Genomic DNA, 15487 nt, shown 5'->3' on the forward strand with positions numbered 1-15487 from the left:
ACGGCCGCGCCGTCCGCTGTGGCGGAACGGTCGAGGCGAGGAGAGCGTTCGGGGCGCGCCCGTGCCATCCACTGTGACTGGAAAGGAGGGCGTCCCGGGGTGCGGCCACGGTGTCCCGTGGTGGCGGAACGATCAAGGGGAAGGAGGGCGTCCGGGGGGGCGACCGTCCCATCCGCTGTGGCGGAACAGTCAAGGGGAAGGAGATCTTCTCGGATGCGAGCGTAACATCCGCCGCGACCGAGCGGTGCGCCGCGCCGGTGTAGCCGGACCCTGTCGCCCGGCCCGCTTCCGGCAAGCGGCGTCAGACCGAAGGATGCGCTGCGGCCCTCGCCAGAGCTTCTATCCCCGCCCAATCGCCAGCGGCCACCTTGTCCGCCGGAACGACCCAGCTTCCCCCGCAGCAGACCACGTTCGGCAGTTCGAGATAGCGGGACAGGTTCGCCGGCGTGATGCCGCCCGTTGGACAGAAATGCGCGGCAGGCAAAGGCGAGGCGAGCGATTTGAGGAAGGGAACGCCACCGGCGGGTTCCGCAGGGAAGAACTTCATCGTGGTATAGCCGCGCTCCAGCAGGGCCATGACCTCACTCGCCGTAGAGGCGCCGGGGAGCAGGGGCAACTCCGCTTCCTCGCAGGCAGCAAGGATGCTGTCCGTCGCACCGGGAGACACTCCGAAAGTCGCGCCGGCGTCCTTGGCCCGCAACACATCATCCCGGCGAAGCAGGGTACCCGCACCGACGATCCCCCCCTCCACCTTCGCCATCGCGCGGATCGCATCCAGCGCCGCGGGCGTGCGCAGCGTCACCTCCAGCACCGGGAGGCCGCCTGCGACCAGCGCCTCCGCCATCGGAACGGCGGTGGCGGCATCCTCTATCAGAATGACCGGTATGACAGGCGCGCTCCGGCAGATTTCCAGTGTCCGGCGGCTGGCCTCTGATGGTGAAAGGCTCAACCGTTGGCCTCGCGGATGCGGTCGGCAGCCTCCTGATCGAAGGCGACGCCCTTGGCAGTGAAAAGCTGGTCAAGCTCGCCCGAGAGCGTCATCTCGGTTACGATATCGCAGCCGCCCACGAACTCACCCTTCACGTAAAGCTGCGGGATGGTCGGCCAGTCGGAGAAATCCTTGATCCCCTGACGAATATCCGCCTCGGCCAGCACGTTCACGTCGGTATAGTCGACGCCCATGTAGTTCAGTACGCCCGCGACACGGGAGGAGAACCCGCATTGCGGCATCGACTTCGTCCCCTTCATGAAGAGCACGACGTCATGGCTGTCCACCAAATCGCGGATCTGGTCTTGAACGGGGGAGGAGGCTGTGTCGCTCATCTCGGTCCTCATAGCTAGGGTTGGGCGGGCCGGTGCCCGCAAGATCAGTCCGGTGCCTTGGTCGTCAGCGCCAGCGCATGAAGCTCGCCATGCGCGCCATCCATCCGGCCCTTCAACGCGGCATAGACTGCGCGTTGCTGCTGGACGCGGTTCAGCCCGCGAAAGCTCTTGTCGATCACCTCTGCCGCGAAGTGGTTTCCGTCCCCGGCGAGGTCGGTGATCGCGATCTTGGCTTCGGGGAACGTTTCCCGAAGCAGGTTTTCGATATCCTGGGCTTCCATCGGCATGAAGGGGCTCGTCGTCCTGTTTCCGTTTCCCAAGATGTAATCCGCCCATCCCCGGCCTGCAAGCTTTGGCCAGCGGAGATGGGCAGATAGCCAGGGCAGGATGCCTCGGCGATAGCGTCAGGCAGCAACGGCCTTTTCAAAGGCGGAGCGGTAAAGGGCGGAAAGATCCGCCAGCGGCGCGGCCGAATGCCCCATGCGGAACTCACTCCCCGTGAAGCGTCCGACCCGCTCGGCCGGAACCCCGGCGGCTGTCGCTGCGTGAAGCAGTGCATCGGCGGCCTCGTCGGTGCAGGCAAGCAGGTAGCGTGCCTGATCCTCACCGAACAGCGCCGGGATCTCCGCTGTCTCCAGCGCCAGACCCACGCCCGCACCCTCCGCCATCTCGAAGGCCGCGAGGGCCAGACCACCGTCCGACAGGTCGGAGGCCGCCGTCACCAGCCCGCGGTTCGCCCGAAGGAAATCACCGTTCCGTCGCTCCGCGACCAGATCGACCGGGGGGGCGTCGCCCGCCTCTATGCCAAAGGCTTCCGCCGCCAGTGCTGACTGGCCGAGATGCCCCGCTGTCTCGCCGATCAGAATGGCCACCATGCCTTCCGCCGGGCGGCCCGCGATCAGGTTCGCCACGTCGTCGATCAGCCCGACTGCGCCGATGGTGGGTGTCGGCAGGATCCCCGCGCCGTCAGTCTCGTTGTAGAGTGACACGTTGCCCGAGACGATGGGGAAGTCGAGCGCGCGACAGGCCTCTCCGATGCCGCGGATCGCGCCGACGAACTGGCCCATGATCTCCGGCTTCTCCGGATTGCCGAAGTTCAGGTTGTCCGTCGCCGCGAGCGGCAGGGCGCCGGTCGCCGTCAGGTTGCGCCAGGCTTCCGCCACGGCCTGCCTGCCGCCCTCCACCGGGTTCGCCTTCACGTAGCGCGGTGTCACGTCGGAGGTGAAGGCCAGCGCCTTCTGCGTGCCATGAACCCGCACCACGCCCGCACCAAGACCGGGGGATCGGACGGTGTCGGCCATGACCATGCTGTCATACTGCTCCCATACCCACTGCTTGCGGGCATGGTTGGGCGAGCCGATAAGCGCCTTCAGCCCGTCGATCGGGTCGATGTCGGGCAACTCGCCCAGCGGCGCGGCGGCAGGCGTCGCCACCCAGGGGCGGTCGTATTCAGGCGCGGAGGAGGCGAGCTTGGAAAGCGGGATATCCGCCTTCACCTCGTTGCCGTGCAGGATGAGGAAGCGGTCCTCCGGGATCGTCTCGCCCACGATGGCGAAGTCGAGATCCCATTTGTCGAAGATCGCCTTCGCCTCTGCCTCCTTCTCGGGGAGCAGCACCATGAGCATCCGCTCCTGAGACTCCGACAGCATCATCTCGTAGGCGGTCATGTTGGTTTCGCGCTGCGGCACGGCGTCGAGCGTGAGCCGGATGCCAAGACCCCCTTTGTCGCCCATCTCCACCGCCGAACATGTCAGCCCCGCCGCACCCATGTCCTGAATGGAGATGACGGCGCCGGTCTTCATCAGTTCGAGACAGGCTTCCAGCAGGCGCTTTTCGGTGAAGGGGTCACCGACCTGCACGGTGGGGCGCTTTTCCTCGATCGTGTCGTCGAATTCCGCGCTGGCCATGGTGGCGCCGCCCACGCCGTCACGCCCCGTCTTGGCGCCGAGATAGACGACCGGCATCCCCACGCCGGAGGCGGCGGAGTAGAAGATCTTGTCCGCATCGGCCAGCCCGGCGGCAAAGGCATTGACCAGGCAGTTGCCGTTGTAGGCCCGGTGGAAGCGGACCTCACCTCCCACCGTCGGCACGCCGAAGGCGTTGCCGTAACCGCCCACGCCCTCGACCACGCCCTTGACCAGATGTCCGGTCTTGGGATGCGAGGGTTCGCCGAAGGAGAGCGCATTCATCGCCGCGATGGGACGCGCGCCCATGGTGAAGACATCGCGCAGGATGCCACCCACGCCGGTCGCCGCACCCTGATAGGGCTCGATGTAGGACGGGTGGTTGTGGCTCTCCATCTTGAAGACCACAGCCTGACCATCGCCGATGTCCACCACGCCAGCGTTCTCGCCCGGGCCGCAGATCACCTGCGGGCCGGTGGTCGGGAGCGTGCGGAGCCATTTCTTCGACGACTTGTAGGAGCAGTGCTCGTTCCACATGGCGGAGAAGATGCCCAGCTCCGTGAAGGTCGGCGCGCGGCCGATGATCTCAAGAATGCTGTCGTACTCGTCCGGCTTCAGCCCGTGTGCGGCGATCAGGTCGGGAGTGATCTTGGGCTCGTCCATTGGCGGTCTCCGGGAGATTTGGCGGGGATGGAAGATATGGGCGCTTCCTTAAGCGATGACACCCCCGCCGGAAAGGTGGGAATGCAGGGGCGGCCATGCAGGAAGCGGCGGGATTTCGTGCAGGGGCGGGTCCGGCTGCCCTATTCTTCGGCGTTGCGGCGCAAGACGGGCGAAAACCAAAAAAAAGGCCGAGCAAAAGCTCGGCCCAAGTCCAACAGGGAGGTAAAGGAACAGCAGCAACTGCCGCGCCTTCGAGAGATCATCTATGCCCCGTAGGCCGGGGTATCAAGTGCGAGAGCCTTGCGCATCCTGCAACCCTGACATGTGTCATGGGTATGGCAGGCATCTTCAGGCATCAATTTCCTCTTCCTGAAGCTTCTTGCGATGCTGGAAAATCTCCTCCAGCACGAAATCCCGGAACGCGGCGACCCGCTTGGAATGGCGAAGCTCCTCGGGATAGGCAAGAAAGACCGGCACCTCGCCGCTGTCCACATCGGGCAGTACGCGGACGAGCGAAGGGTCCGATTCGACCACGTAATGCGGCAGCACCCCAATGCCGAGGTTGTTGCGCACCGCCTGAAGCACCCCGAAGTAGTTGTTCACGTGCAGCGTCGCGCCGGGCTCATAGGTGGTAAGCATCTGAATGAGGTTCTTGCCCGCCGTGACCTGCGGGGTGGACGCGCTCTGGCAGATGAGCCGATGCTCCTTCAGCTCCGATAGCTGCGTGGGCGTGCCGTGCTTCTCCAGATATTCCGGGCTTGCGTAAAGGCGGATATTCACACTCATCAGCCGCTTGCGGATGAGGTCGGCCTGCGTCGGCTCCTTCAGGCGGATGGCCACGTCGGCCTCCCGCATGGGCAGGTCCAGAACGCGTTCCTCGAGGATCAGGTCGATCTTCAGATCGGGATACTTGTCATAGAGCGCGGCCAGCCGCGGCGCGAGCCAGATGGTGCCGAAGCCGGTCGTGGTCGTCACCCGCAGCTCACCATAGACTTCGTCCGAAGAATCCCGGATCCGGGCAGCGGCGGCATCGAGCCGTTTGACCATCGCATCGGTGGCCTCGAACAGCAGTTCGCCTTGTTCGGTCAGGATCAGGCCACGCGCATGACGGTGGAACAGGGTGGCATTGAGGCTCTCCTCCAGCGCGCGGATCTGACGGCTCACCGCAGACTGGCTCAGGTGCAATGTCTCGCCCGCATGGGTAAGGCTTCCCGCATCGGCCACCGCGTGGAAGATGCGCAGCTTGTCCCAGTCCATTTTCAAGCCCTCATTCTGACAGGTCTCATATAAAATCGAATGCCAGCCATGCAACAGGTGCAAGCCGCGTCGCAGCGTCTTTCGCATCCAAAGTGGCGTCTCAGACGGTTCATCTGCCGCGCTAAGGCATATATGCCCGCATTTTTGGCGTATTGTGGCGCAGAGCGATGCTGCATCGCAGCGAAATGGCGCCGATGGATTTTCCCGACCCATCCGCTTAAGCAATGGGCCTGCGAGTCGGAGGTGTGGTTATGGCGGTCGGAGTATTTGATTCGGGGCTTGGCGGGCTGACCGTGCTCGACGCCGTGGCCCGCCGCCTGCCGGATGTTCCTTTCGTCTATCTGGGTGACAATGCCCATGCGCCCTACGGCGTGCGGACGCCTGACGACATCTTCAACCTGACCTGCCGGTCCGTGGAGCGGCTGTGGGAAGAAGGCTGCGATCTGGTGATTCTCGCCTGCAACACCGCGTCCGCCGCCGCGCTCCGCCGGATGCAGGAGACATGGATGCCTGCGGACAAGCGGGTGCTGGGCGTCTTCGTGCCGCTGATCGAGGCGCTGACGGAGCGGCAATGGGGCGACAACTCCCCCCCGAGGGAAGTCGCCGTGCAGCACGTCGCACTCTTTGCCACGCCCGCCACCGTCTCTTCCCGCGCGTTTCAGCGCGAACTGGCCTTTCGCGCCATCGGCGTGGATGTGGAAGCCCAGCCCTGCGCCGGTGTCGTCGACGCGATCGAGCAGGGGGACGAGATGCTGGCCGAGGCGCTTGTCCATTCCCATGTGGAGGCGCTCAAACGCCGCATGCCCAGCCCGCAGGCCGCCATCCTCGGCTGTACCCACTACCCCCTTCTGGAGCGTGTGTTCCGCGAGGCGCTGGGACCGGCGGTGAAGGTCTATTCGCAGGCCGACATCGTGGCGGAGAGCCTCGCCGACTATCTCTCTCGCCATCCCGACATGCGGGGCAGGGGAGAGGCATCGCGTTTCCTGACCACGGGCGATCCCGTCGCCGTCTCCCACAAGGCCACCCAGTTTCTCCGCCGTCGTCTGGAGTTCGAGGCGGCGTAAAAAATCGTTAAACCATTAATATTGAATATATATTTCTGAACGATTTCCTTGTGTCCGCGCGTGAGCGGAGCGATCTTCCTGCCGTCATCACAGGGGATCGACGATGCGTTTCACCTCAGGGCCTTTCACCTCAAGGGCGGTCTGCCGCCTTTTCTGCCTCGCCGCAGCCGGGGGGTTTCTGGCCGGTCCTGCCACAGCCGCCACCTTGAGCGAAGCGGATGTCGGGATGTTCAGTCAGGATTGGTCAAGCCCCAGCGTCATCTCGGGCGTGTCCTCGGTCACGGGTACGACGGCGGGTGGCTATGACATGTTCCGATTCGATCTTCCCACCGGCCCTCGGGAGCTGACGATCAGCTTTTCGTCCGGCTCGCGCATGGGCTATTCCTACTCCGCCGGCTCCACGCTGATGTATTCGCTGACGGGGTTTCCGTGGGGTTGGTCCGGGGCGACGCTCGGCACCGTCCAGATAGACTGGAGCCAGCAGGCGGACCGCCTCCTCCAACTCTCGCTGGAGGAGGCGTTCGAGGGCACTCTCTACCTTGCATTCTACAACACCCACGGTGAGATGGGTTATGCAATCAACGGGCTGATGGCTCCCACGACGGGTCGCGTTCAGTCGGAGGTTCCCGCCGCCGTTCCGCTCCCGACTGGCCTTGCGCTGCTTGGCTCCGTGCTCGGCGCAGGCAGCCTTTTCGCGCTTCGCCGGAGGCGCGACGCAGCGGCTTCTTGACCTTGGGGGTGGCGCGGTCGAAAAGGGGGCCGCTGAAGGGGCCGGTCGGGAGCGTCCTGCCCCGATCGTCCATGTAAGAGGGAACCCGTCCGATGACCCTTTCCGTCGCCATCCTTGGTGCGTCCGGCTACACCGGAGCGGAACTTGTCCGCCTGATCGCTACGCATCCCGAGCTGCGTATCGCCGCGCTCACCGGCGACCGAAAGGCCGGTATGTCCATGGGCGACGTCTTCCCCTTCTTGCGCCACATGAGCCTCCCCGATCTGGAAAAGATCGAGGATGTGGATTTCGCGAAGGTGGACCTGTGCTTTTGCGCGTTGCCCCATGCCACGTCGCAGGCCGTTATCAGCGCGCTTCCGCGCGATCTGAAGATCGTCGATCTCTCCGCCGATTTCCGGCTTCGCGATCCGGCGGAATACGAGAAATGGTATGGCAAGCCGCACGCTGCCCTGGAGCTTCAGAAGGAGGCCGTCTACGGCCTCACCGAATTCTATCGTGACGACATCCGGGAGGCGCGCCTCGTCGCGGGCACCGGTTGCAACGCCGCGACCGGCCAGTATGCGCTCCGTCCGCTGATAGAGGCCGGGGTGATCGACCTTGACGATATCCTGATCGATCTGAAGGCAGGCGTCTCCGGGGCGGGCCGCAGCCTGAAGGAGCCGAATCTTCACGCGGAATTGTCCGAAGGCGCACATCCCTATTCTGCGGGCGGCACTCACCGCCATCTGGGCGAGTTCGATCAGGAATTCTCCCGGGCAGCTGGACGCCCCGTCCGGGTGCAGTTCACGCCGCATCTGCTGCCGATGAATCGCGGCATCCTCGCCAATGTCTATGTGAAGGGCGATCCGCAGGCCGTGCACCGGGCGCTGGCGGAGCGCTACGCGGCGGAGCCGTTCCTGCACGTCCTGCCCTTCGGCGCCTTGCCCTCCACCCGTCATGTCCGCGGCAGCAATTATGTCCATATCGGCGTGATCGGCGATCGCATTCCCGGTCGCGCCATGGTCGTCGCGGCGCTTGACAACCTTGCCAAGGGGTCGTCTGGTCAGGCGATCCAGAATGCGAACCTGATGCTCGGGGTGGAGGAGACGGCGGGGCTGACACTGGCTCCCGTCTTCCCGTAAGGGGGCCGGATGAAGGGGCTGAAGAAAAAGCGCAGGATTCAGGTGATCCTCGTGGCAGTGGTGGCGCTGGCGCTCTCCACCGCCATGATCGGTTACGCGATGCGTGACGGCATCAACTTCTTCCGCTCGCCCAGTCAGGTGGTGGAGGCACCACCCGGCCCCAGCGAGGTTTTCCGCATCGGCGGCCTGGTCGAAAAGGGCAGTCTTGTCCGGGGGGAGGGCACGACGGTAAGTTTCCGTGTCACGGATGGCGGGGCTTCCGTGCCCGTGACATTCACCGGCGTCCTTCCGGACCTGTTCGGCGAGGATGAGGGCATGGTCGGCATGGGCAGGCTTGTTGGCGGTGTCTTCGAGGCGAGCGAAATCCTCGCCAAGCACGATGAGACTTATATGCCGAAAGAGGTCGTGGACGCGCTCAAGGAACAGGGCGTTTACAAGGATCCGGGCGCGAGCTGACCCCTCGGAGGGTCGGGCGCTTGCCGATTTCAGCGGGTCTGGCCTGGCCGGACCTGCCTGCCCGATGATCGGCCCTGCTTCCCCTCCATCGCAGCCTTACCGCTGCACAGGCATTGACCCTACCGGACCATACACGGCGCCCTTGTCGGCCCCGGTTTCTCAGACTGCTCCGGCGATCCCGTCCCCGACCAGCAGGCTGCTGAAAAAAGTCCCTAAGTGTCATACCTAGCGCCGGAAATCGGAAAATCGGCCCGGAAACGCGCGGAAGTATATGGATTTCGGGCTGGATTTCGTCAGATGGCGCACGATTTCCGCTCCAACACAGGCGAGAAAGCCTTTTCAGCAACCTGCCAGCGGCCAGCGGAACCTCCATTCAGCCATGCACCGCGAATTCCGCTCGTTGCCCGAATGCCTTCGCTGAACAGCGATGTCCGGTCAGTAACATGCGGCACACCACGCAACGCACGGTGCTCAAACCTCACCTTAGACATCCTCGGCCATGATGCCCCGATCAGAGCAACCGCTCAGAAAGGGACTGTCATGCCGTCGAGCCGCCATCTGTCGATCCGCCGTGTCGCCGAGCAAATCGTTATGCGCGAAGGCGGCTATGTCAACGACCCCGACGATCCAGGCGGGGCCACCAATCTTGGCATCACGCTCACCACTCTGCGCGCGCTAGGGCTGGACATCGACGGAGACGGGCGGGTGACGGAGAATGACTTGCTGGCGCTTACCCCGCCGATGGCCACGGACATCTATCTTGAGCACTACTGGCGCAGGCCGCGGCTCGACCTGTTGCCAAGCGCGCTTCAGCCGCCGGTTTTCGACATGCGCGTCCATTCCGGCGATACCGGCGTGCGTCTGTTGCAGGAGATGCTGGGCCGTCTGGGCCAGCCCTGCGTCGTGGACGGTATCGTCGGTCCGCAGACCGCCGCCGCTGCCCGCCGCGCCGCCCGTCAGGCGGGGGAGGACCGGCTGGCGGAAAGCTATGGCATCGCGCGGCGGGATTATTATTACCGCCTCGCCGACAGGCGGCCCGCCAGCCGCAAGTACTGCCTGCGCCGCGACGGGGGAAAGGGGGGCTGGATCGTCCGGGCAGAGGCGTTCCTGCCGGCGGCGCTGCACTACACCGCGGCCCAGCATCGCGCACGGGTGGCGGCATGGCTCTGACACCCCGCGCGGGGCTGCGGGCGGTGGAGGCCCTGGGGGCGGCCGCCGCGCTCTTCGGCCAGATCGCCACGCGGGCGGCAGAACGGGGGGAGGATGTCCTGCTGCGCAAGTCGGGTGAGCTTTCGCGCTATGACCGGATCGTAGACGGGCTGAACCGCCTGCCGCGCCCGTTTCTTGCGCTCGGAACGATCGGTCTGTTCATCCATGCGATGACCGACCCCGACGCCTTCGCGCGGCGGATGACGGGCCTCGCTGCCGTGCCGGAGCCGCTGTGGTGGTTGCTGGGGGCGGTCGTCTCCTTCCACTTCGGCGCGCGCGAGGCGCATTATCTCCGCTCTTCACGACCAGCCCCGCCAAGCGATGACGGCTGACATGGCGTGGCGCGGATGCTGGCGGGGAGTGTGAAGAAGCCGCTTCCCCTGCCAATCCGCCGGAGGCTCCGGCCGTGCGAGAGCTGGATGGTCTCTCGAACTTGTCCCAAGCGCCTCCTTCCATTCCAAAGAAAGGATCGCACTATCAAACCGGGGGAGCAAATGCCTGACTGGCTGTTGAAAACACTCTGCACCGTCCTGTTTATGTCCTGGAAATCGGGAAACGCGGCCCTGCTATAATTCGAAATGTATAGGTTTCCGGCTTGGTTTCGTCAGATCGTCACCGATTTCCGCGCCAGCACAGGTTTGAAAGTCCTTCTCAGCAGCGCGTTCCGCGGTCAATGAAGCGGAAAATTGCTCCATTCGGGGCGAATTGACCTGCCGAATTTCAGCCCGGCGTTTCCCGAAGCGTCATTCGCAGGAGCTGGCTCGGGACAGTTCCAATAATTCCGGGTTTTCGCCCCGCGCCTTCTCCGTCTCCGCCCCGCGACATCACTGCCGCGCGACCAGACTTCCGGGGGATTGGCGCGGCTGCGGACAGGGCATATGATCGGCGGCATGTTTGTAGAGCTTGGCCACTTCGCCCTCATCCTCGCCTTCATGGTGGCCATCCTGCAGATGGTCGTTCCCTTCGTGGGTGCGCAGAAGGGTTGGCGTGCGTGGATGGCGGTGGGGGAGCCTGCGGCCTCGGCGCAGTTCCTGCTGCTCGCTTTCTCCTTTGCTGCCTTGACCTATGCCTTCGTGACGTCGGATTTCTCGGTGCGGCTGGTGGTTGCCAATTCGCATACCGACAAGCCGATGCTCTACAAGGTCGCGGGCGTCTGGGGCAATCATGAAGGGTCGATGCTCCTGTGGGTGCTGATCCTTGCACTGTTCGGGGCCTGTGCGGGCTGGTTCGGCGGCAATCTGCCCGACCGGCTGCGGGCACGGGTGCTGTCGGTCCAGGCGTCGATCGGTGTAGCCTTTCTTGCCTTCATCCTGTTCACATCGAACCCGTTCCTGCGCCTCGCGGTACCGCCTTTCAACGGGACGGATCTGAATCCGTTGTTGCAGGATCCGGGCCTCGCCTTCCATCCGCCCTTTCTTTACCTCGGCTACGTCGGGCTCTCCATGTCCTTCTCCTTCGCCGTCGCCGCGATGATCGAGGGGAAGGTGGATGCCGCCTGGGCGCGCTGGGTCCGTCCGTGGACGCTGGCCGCATGGCTTTTCCTGACCATCGGCATCGCGCTGGGAAGCTGGTGGGCCTATTACGAACTGGGTTGGGGTGGCTTCTGGTTCTGGGATCCGGTGGAGAACGCCTCCTTCATGCCGTGGCTGATCGCCGCCGCGCTGCTGCATTCCGCCATCGTGGTGGAAAAGCGGGAGGCGCTGAAAAGCTGGACGATCCTGCTCGCGATCCTTGCCTTCGGTTTCTCGCTCGTCGGCACCTTCATCGTGCGGTCCGGTGTGATCACCTCCGTCCATGCCTTTGCGTCGGATCCGACACGGGGCGTGTTCATCCTTGCCATCCTCGCGGTATTCGTGGGCGGCGCGCTCACGCTCTATGCCGCGCGGGCAGGATCGATGCAGGCCAAGGGCATCTTCAGCCTCGCCAGTCGTGAATCCGCGCTGGTGGCCAATAACATCCTGCTGGCCGTCGCAGCCTTCGTGGTGTTCATCGGAACGATCTGGCCGTTGGTGGCGGAACTGGCCTTCGGGCGTGTCCTTTCCGTCGGGCCGCCGTTCTTCGATGCCGCCTTCACCCCCTTCATGGTCGTGCTGGCGCTGATCCTGCCGGCGGGCGCCCTCCTGCCCTGGAAACGGGGTGAGATGCGGCGGGTCCTGCTCCCGTTGCGGGGGGCGCTGGTGCTGTCCGTGGCCATCGGTCTGCTGGTCTATGCGGTACAGTCCGGGCATTCCGCGCTGGGTCCGATCGGCGTGGGATTGGGCGTCTGGCTGATCCTTGGCGCGGGCGTGGACCTGTGGCAGCGCACCGGGCGGGAGGGGATACACCGCCGGCTTGGCCGCCTGACCCGCCTGCCGCGGGCGGACTGGGGCCGGGCGGTCGCGCATGGCGGCCTTGGCGTGACATTCATCGGCATTGCCGCGATGCTCGCATGGAATGTGGAGGATATCCGCGTCGTCCAGACGGGCGAGAGCTTCCCCGTCGGGCAATATACCATCACGCTCGATGGCGTCCGGCGGGTGCAGGGGCCAAACTTCCAGTCCACGACCGCCGACATGACGGTGCGGGAGGGGGGGCGCTTCATTGCCACCATGCACCCGGAGAAACGCTTCTACCCCGTCGCCGGAATGCCCACGACGGAGGCGGCGATCCACAACGGCTTCCTGCGCGACATCTACCTCGTCATCGGCGATCCGCAGACGGGGGGCGGCTGGGCCGTCCGCAGCTACATCAAGCCCTTCGCCAACTGGATCTGGGGTGGCGCCCTCCTGATGTCGCTGGGCGGTGTGCTCAGTCTGACGGATCGGCGCTACCGCGTCGCGGCGGGCGCGCGACGCCAATCCCCCGTGCAGGTCGCGGCGGAATGAGGATCCTGCGCCTGCTGGTTGCGGTTCTGCTGCTTGCCGGTCCCGCATTTGCCGTTCAGCCTGACGAGATGCTGTCAGACCCGGGTCTGGAAGCCCGGGCAAGGCATATCAGCCAGGGTCTCCGCTGCACCCAGTGCCGGAACGAGAATATCGACGAGTCGAACGCTGGTATTGCCCGCGATCTGCGCCTTCTGGTGCGGGAGCGGCTTCTGGCGGGTGACAGCGATGCGGAAGTCATTGATTACGTCGTCGACCGTTACGGGGAATTCGTGCTGCTCCAGCCGACGGTGACCGGAATGAACTGGGTGCTGTGGCTTGCCGGCCCGGTCATGTTGCTGGCGGCGGGAGGTATCGCCTTTGCCTATGTCCGCCGCCGCGACTCCAGTGGGGAGCGGCCCGAGCCGCTGACCGAGGCAGAGGCGGAGAAGGTGCGCCGCATCCTTGGAGAGTAGCGCCGGGTGACGCAAGGTTGTCCCTTCCGCGGGCCCTGGGCGTGGCTATGCTCCTTCGGCAAAGGGAGGCACTCATGACCTACGAAACCATTCTCTGGCAGCAGCACGAAGGTGTGGGCGTCATCACGCTGAACGATCCGCGTGCGATGAATGCGCTCTCCTCCCGCATGAGGAGCGAGATCAGCCGCGCGGTGCAGGAAGCGCCCTCCCTCGGTGCGCGGGTGCTGGTTCTGACGGGCGAGGGGCGCGCCTTCTGTTCCGGGCAGAACCTGACGGAGAGCGGTGATGGCCCGATGGATCTCGGCCGCGTTCTGCGTGAGGAATATGAGCCGATGCTGCGCGCCATCGCGGATTGTCCGGTCCCAGTGATCGCCGCGGTGAACGGCGTAGCGGCCGGGGCGGGGGCCAATCTCGCCTTGGCGGCCGATGTGGTGATCGCGGCGGAAAGCGCTGTGTTTTTGCAGGCATTCACCCGTATCGGGCTGATCCCGGATGCGGGCGGCACCTATTTCCTCCCCCGGCAGATCGGTTTCGCCCGCGCGATGGGGGCCATGCTCTTTGCCGATCCGGTTCCCGCGCGCACGGCGGCGGACTGGGGCATGATCTGGGAGGCGGTGCCGGATGAGCAGTTCCGCTCGCACTGGCAGCGCCGCGCCATGCAACTCGCCCTCGGCCCAAGCGCCGCTTTCGGCGCGGTGAAACAGGCGCTGCGCCAAAGCCTCGACAACGACCTTCCTGCGCAACTTGCGCTGGAGGCGGAGTTGCAGGCGGCCTGTGGCAGGACAGCCGATTTCGTGGAAGGTGTTGCCGCTTTCCGGGAAAAGCGGCAACCGGTCTTCCGCGGCGAGTAAGCGTCCGCCGGGCAGGCGCGACGGCGGGCTTCAAGCGGCAACGGGCTCCAATGGGCGGAGGCCGGAAAACCGCGCGAACCGGCGCAGTCCTACGGCAGCCCATGGACAGACTGCCGAAAAAGCCGGGCATCTCCCCGGGCTTGCGCCCAGAGAAATCGGTTCGGTCACGCGCCAAAACTTGCGGTTTCCGGGGCGCTCTCCAACAATGTGAGGAAAGATCACCGCCCCGGGGCAACGCCGGAATGCTCTTTCGGCAGCCTGTTGGCGGGGCCTACAGCCCCTCCAGCACCAGCGGTACGCTTACCGTCCCGCCGCCGCCCGGATGCGGAGGCAGGTTCGGCAGCCGTTGCGCATGGGCATTCAGCGACTGGTCGAGCCGCGCATCCCCCGTCGAGCCACGCAGCGACACGGCGGTGATCCGCCCGCCTGCATCGTGCTGAATGGTCATCATGACGGTCAGCGGCCGGCGGCTGGTGTTCCGCCACCGTTTCATGTGCCGCGCCACCACGGCATAGGCCCGGTCGCGCCACTTCTGCTCGACCTGCGCATTGCTGGCACCCTGCGCTGCGCGGGGCGCGGCGGCGGCTTCGGCACGCGGGGCCTCCACACGGGGCGGAGCCTGTGTCTGCGGCGCGGGTGGCCGCGTGGTTGTGGCCTGACGGCGCTGTGGCCGCGGCGGCGGGGGAGAGGAGACCTGGGGCAAGGCGACCTCCGCCTGCTCGGCGACCGTGGGCAGTTCCTCCACCGGCTCGGGCGGGGGCGGCTCATCCATGATGGGCTGCGTATCGGGCGGAGTGATATCCGGCGGCGGTGTCAGCTCCGCCTGCTGGATCGGGTCGGTCACGGGGTCGGGCATGTCCTCCGCCTCGATCTCCTCCGGGGCCTGCGGCAGGTCGGGCGCGGCCTGCATCGCCATGGGAGAATCGTCGGAGACCAGATCCTCCGGCGCGGCGAACATCTCCGGCGCGATGTCGATCACATAGGTTTCCGGCATGCCGGGCGGTGGCGGTGCGGTATGGTTCAGAAGATAGGCCGCGGCAGCCATGTGAACGCCGATCACCAGCACAGCGCCCCCGGCCCAGAGCGACACTTCACCCAGCCGACGACCCGTTCCGATGGTGTCGGTCCAGTCGACATGGGTGGCGGTCATGGCTGCAACCCCGCGGGCGGTGTCGCGAAACTCTCCAGCCCGACCAGCGCGATCTTGAGATAGCCCGCCTTGCGCAGTTTGTTCATCACTTCCATCAGGTCGCCGTAGGCCACCGTCTTGTCGGCGCGCAGGAAGACCCGCTGCTCGTGATCGCCGCCCGTGAACGTGTCCAGCGCCGCCTTCAGCCCATCCTCCGTCACCGGGTCATTGCCGATCGACAGGCCGAGGTCCGACCCCACGGTGACGTAGAGCGGCTTGTCCGGCCGTTGCGCGGGTTGGGCGGTGGAGGCGGGCAGATCAACCTTCACATCGACCGTCGCCAGCGGGGCTGCCACCATGAAGATGATGAGCAGCACGAGCATCACGTCGATGAACGGCGTGACGTTGATCTCATGTGCTTCGGGAAGGTCGTCGCCCTGATTTTCGCGGATGCCGCCTGCCAT

17 protein-coding genes are annotated in these 15487 nt (G+C 65.3%); 10 read left to right on the forward strand and 7 right to left on the reverse strand.

Going from position 1 to position 15487, the window contains the following annotated elements; translation table 11 throughout:
• Positions 1-301 precede the first annotated feature (301 nt).
• The 4 genes from CG51_RS09125 to purL all read right to left on the reverse strand — a co-directional run bounded on the left by CG51_RS09125 (position 302) and on the right by purL (position 3890).
• A complete protein-coding gene (locus CG51_RS09125) occupies positions 302-949 on the reverse strand; it encodes a bifunctional 4-hydroxy-2-oxoglutarate aldolase/2-dehydro-3-deoxy-phosphogluconate aldolase (protein ID WP_035744125.1) in 648 nt (215 codons plus the stop codon).
• Entirely contained in the window at positions 946-1323 is a 378-nt protein-coding gene (gene grxD / locus CG51_RS09130) for a Grx4 family monothiol glutaredoxin (protein ID WP_035744127.1), read from the reverse strand. The genes CG51_RS09125 and grxD overlap by 4 nt, the downstream gene beginning before the upstream one ends.
• 44 nt (positions 1324-1367) lie before the next feature.
• Positions 1368-1610, reverse strand: coding sequence for a BolA/IbaG family iron-sulfur metabolism protein (locus CG51_RS09135; protein ID WP_035744128.1), 243 nt, complete (start codon positions 1608-1610; stop codon positions 1368-1370).
• Positions 1611-1727: 117 nt separating this feature from the next.
• Positions 1728-3890, reverse strand: a complete 2163-nt coding sequence (gene purL, locus CG51_RS09140) for a phosphoribosylformylglycinamidine synthase subunit PurL (RefSeq protein ID WP_035744130.1) — start codon at positions 3888-3890, stop codon at positions 1728-1730.
• A 27-nt stretch (positions 3891-3917) separates the two neighbouring features.
• Here purL and CG51_RS09145 point away from each other — a divergent pair, with 27 nt between their 5' ends.
• A complete protein-coding gene (locus tag CG51_RS09145) occupies positions 3918-4166 on the forward strand; it encodes a hypothetical protein (protein ID WP_035744131.1) in 249 nt (82 codons plus the stop codon).
• A 72-nt stretch (positions 4167-4238) separates the two neighbouring features.
• Here the strand turns inward: CG51_RS09145 and CG51_RS09150 are convergent, their stop codons facing one another.
• Positions 4239-5147 (reverse strand): LysR family transcriptional regulator, encoded by a 909-nt coding sequence (locus CG51_RS09150; RefSeq protein ID WP_035744132.1) that lies wholly within the window; start codon positions 5145-5147, stop codon positions 4239-4241.
• 251 nt (positions 5148-5398) lie between these two features.
• Here CG51_RS09150 and CG51_RS09155 point away from each other — a divergent pair, with 251 nt between their 5' ends.
• From CG51_RS09155 to CG51_RS09195, 9 genes are all read left to right on the forward strand, one after another.
• The gene (locus CG51_RS09155; protein ID WP_035744135.1) at positions 5399-6211 is read left to right on the forward strand and encodes a glutamate racemase; all 813 of its coding nucleotides are present in this window, start codon (positions 5399-5401) and stop codon (positions 6209-6211) included.
• A gap of 103 nt (positions 6212-6314) precedes the next feature.
• Positions 6315-6941 carry a hypothetical protein gene (locus tag CG51_RS09160; RefSeq protein WP_035744136.1) on the forward strand — a complete coding sequence of 209 codons (627 nt, stop codon included), beginning with the start codon at positions 6315-6317 and terminating at the stop codon, positions 6939-6941.
• A gap of 92 nt (positions 6942-7033) precedes the next feature.
• Positions 7034-8062 (forward strand): N-acetyl-gamma-glutamyl-phosphate reductase, encoded by a 1029-nt coding sequence (gene argC, locus CG51_RS09165; RefSeq protein WP_035744137.1) that lies wholly within the window; start codon positions 7034-7036, stop codon positions 8060-8062.
• Between the two features lie 9 nt (positions 8063-8071).
• Positions 8072-8518 carry a cytochrome c maturation protein CcmE gene (gene ccmE, locus CG51_RS09170; RefSeq protein WP_035744138.1) on the forward strand — a complete coding sequence of 149 codons (447 nt, stop codon included), beginning with the start codon at positions 8072-8074 and terminating at the stop codon, positions 8516-8518.
• A 540-nt stretch (positions 8519-9058) separates the two neighbouring features.
• Positions 9059-9688, forward strand: coding sequence for a holin-associated N-acetylmuramidase (locus CG51_RS09175; protein WP_035744140.1), 630 nt, complete (start codon positions 9059-9061; stop codon positions 9686-9688).
• A complete protein-coding gene (locus tag CG51_RS09180) occupies positions 9679-10059 on the forward strand; it encodes a holin family protein (RefSeq protein WP_051930317.1) in 381 nt (126 codons plus the stop codon). The genes CG51_RS09175 and CG51_RS09180 overlap by 10 nt, the downstream gene beginning before the upstream one ends.
• A 558-nt stretch (positions 10060-10617) precedes the next feature.
• Entirely contained in the window at positions 10618-12591 is a 1974-nt protein-coding gene (locus CG51_RS09185) for a heme lyase CcmF/NrfE family subunit (protein WP_035744190.1), read from the forward strand.
• On the forward strand, positions 12588-13043 hold the full coding sequence (locus CG51_RS09190; protein WP_035744142.1) for a cytochrome c-type biogenesis protein: 456 nt from the start codon (positions 12588-12590) through the stop codon (positions 13041-13043). Before CG51_RS09185 ends, CG51_RS09190 begins: the two co-directional genes overlap by 4 nt.
• 74 nt (positions 13044-13117) lie before the next feature.
• A complete protein-coding gene (locus tag CG51_RS09195; protein ID WP_035744143.1) occupies positions 13118-13894 on the forward strand; it encodes an enoyl-CoA hydratase-related protein in 777 nt (258 codons plus the stop codon).
• A 271-nt stretch (positions 13895-14165) separates the two neighbouring features.
• Here CG51_RS09195 and CG51_RS19115 read toward each other — a convergent pair whose 3' ends face one another.
• A complete protein-coding gene (locus tag CG51_RS19115) occupies positions 14166-15044 on the reverse strand; it encodes an energy transducer TonB family protein (protein WP_051930319.1) in 879 nt (292 codons plus the stop codon).
• Complete coding sequence (gene exbD / locus CG51_RS09205) at positions 15041-15487, reverse strand: TonB system transport protein ExbD (RefSeq protein ID WP_035744146.1); 447 nt, start codon at positions 15485-15487, stop codon at positions 15041-15043. The genes CG51_RS19115 and exbD overlap by 4 nt, the downstream gene beginning before the upstream one ends.

It is taken from the genome of Haematobacter missouriensis, assembly GCF_000740775.1.
In the GTDB taxonomy this organism is placed as follows: Bacteria; Pseudomonadota; Alphaproteobacteria; order Rhodobacterales; family Rhodobacteraceae; genus Haematobacter; species Haematobacter missouriensis.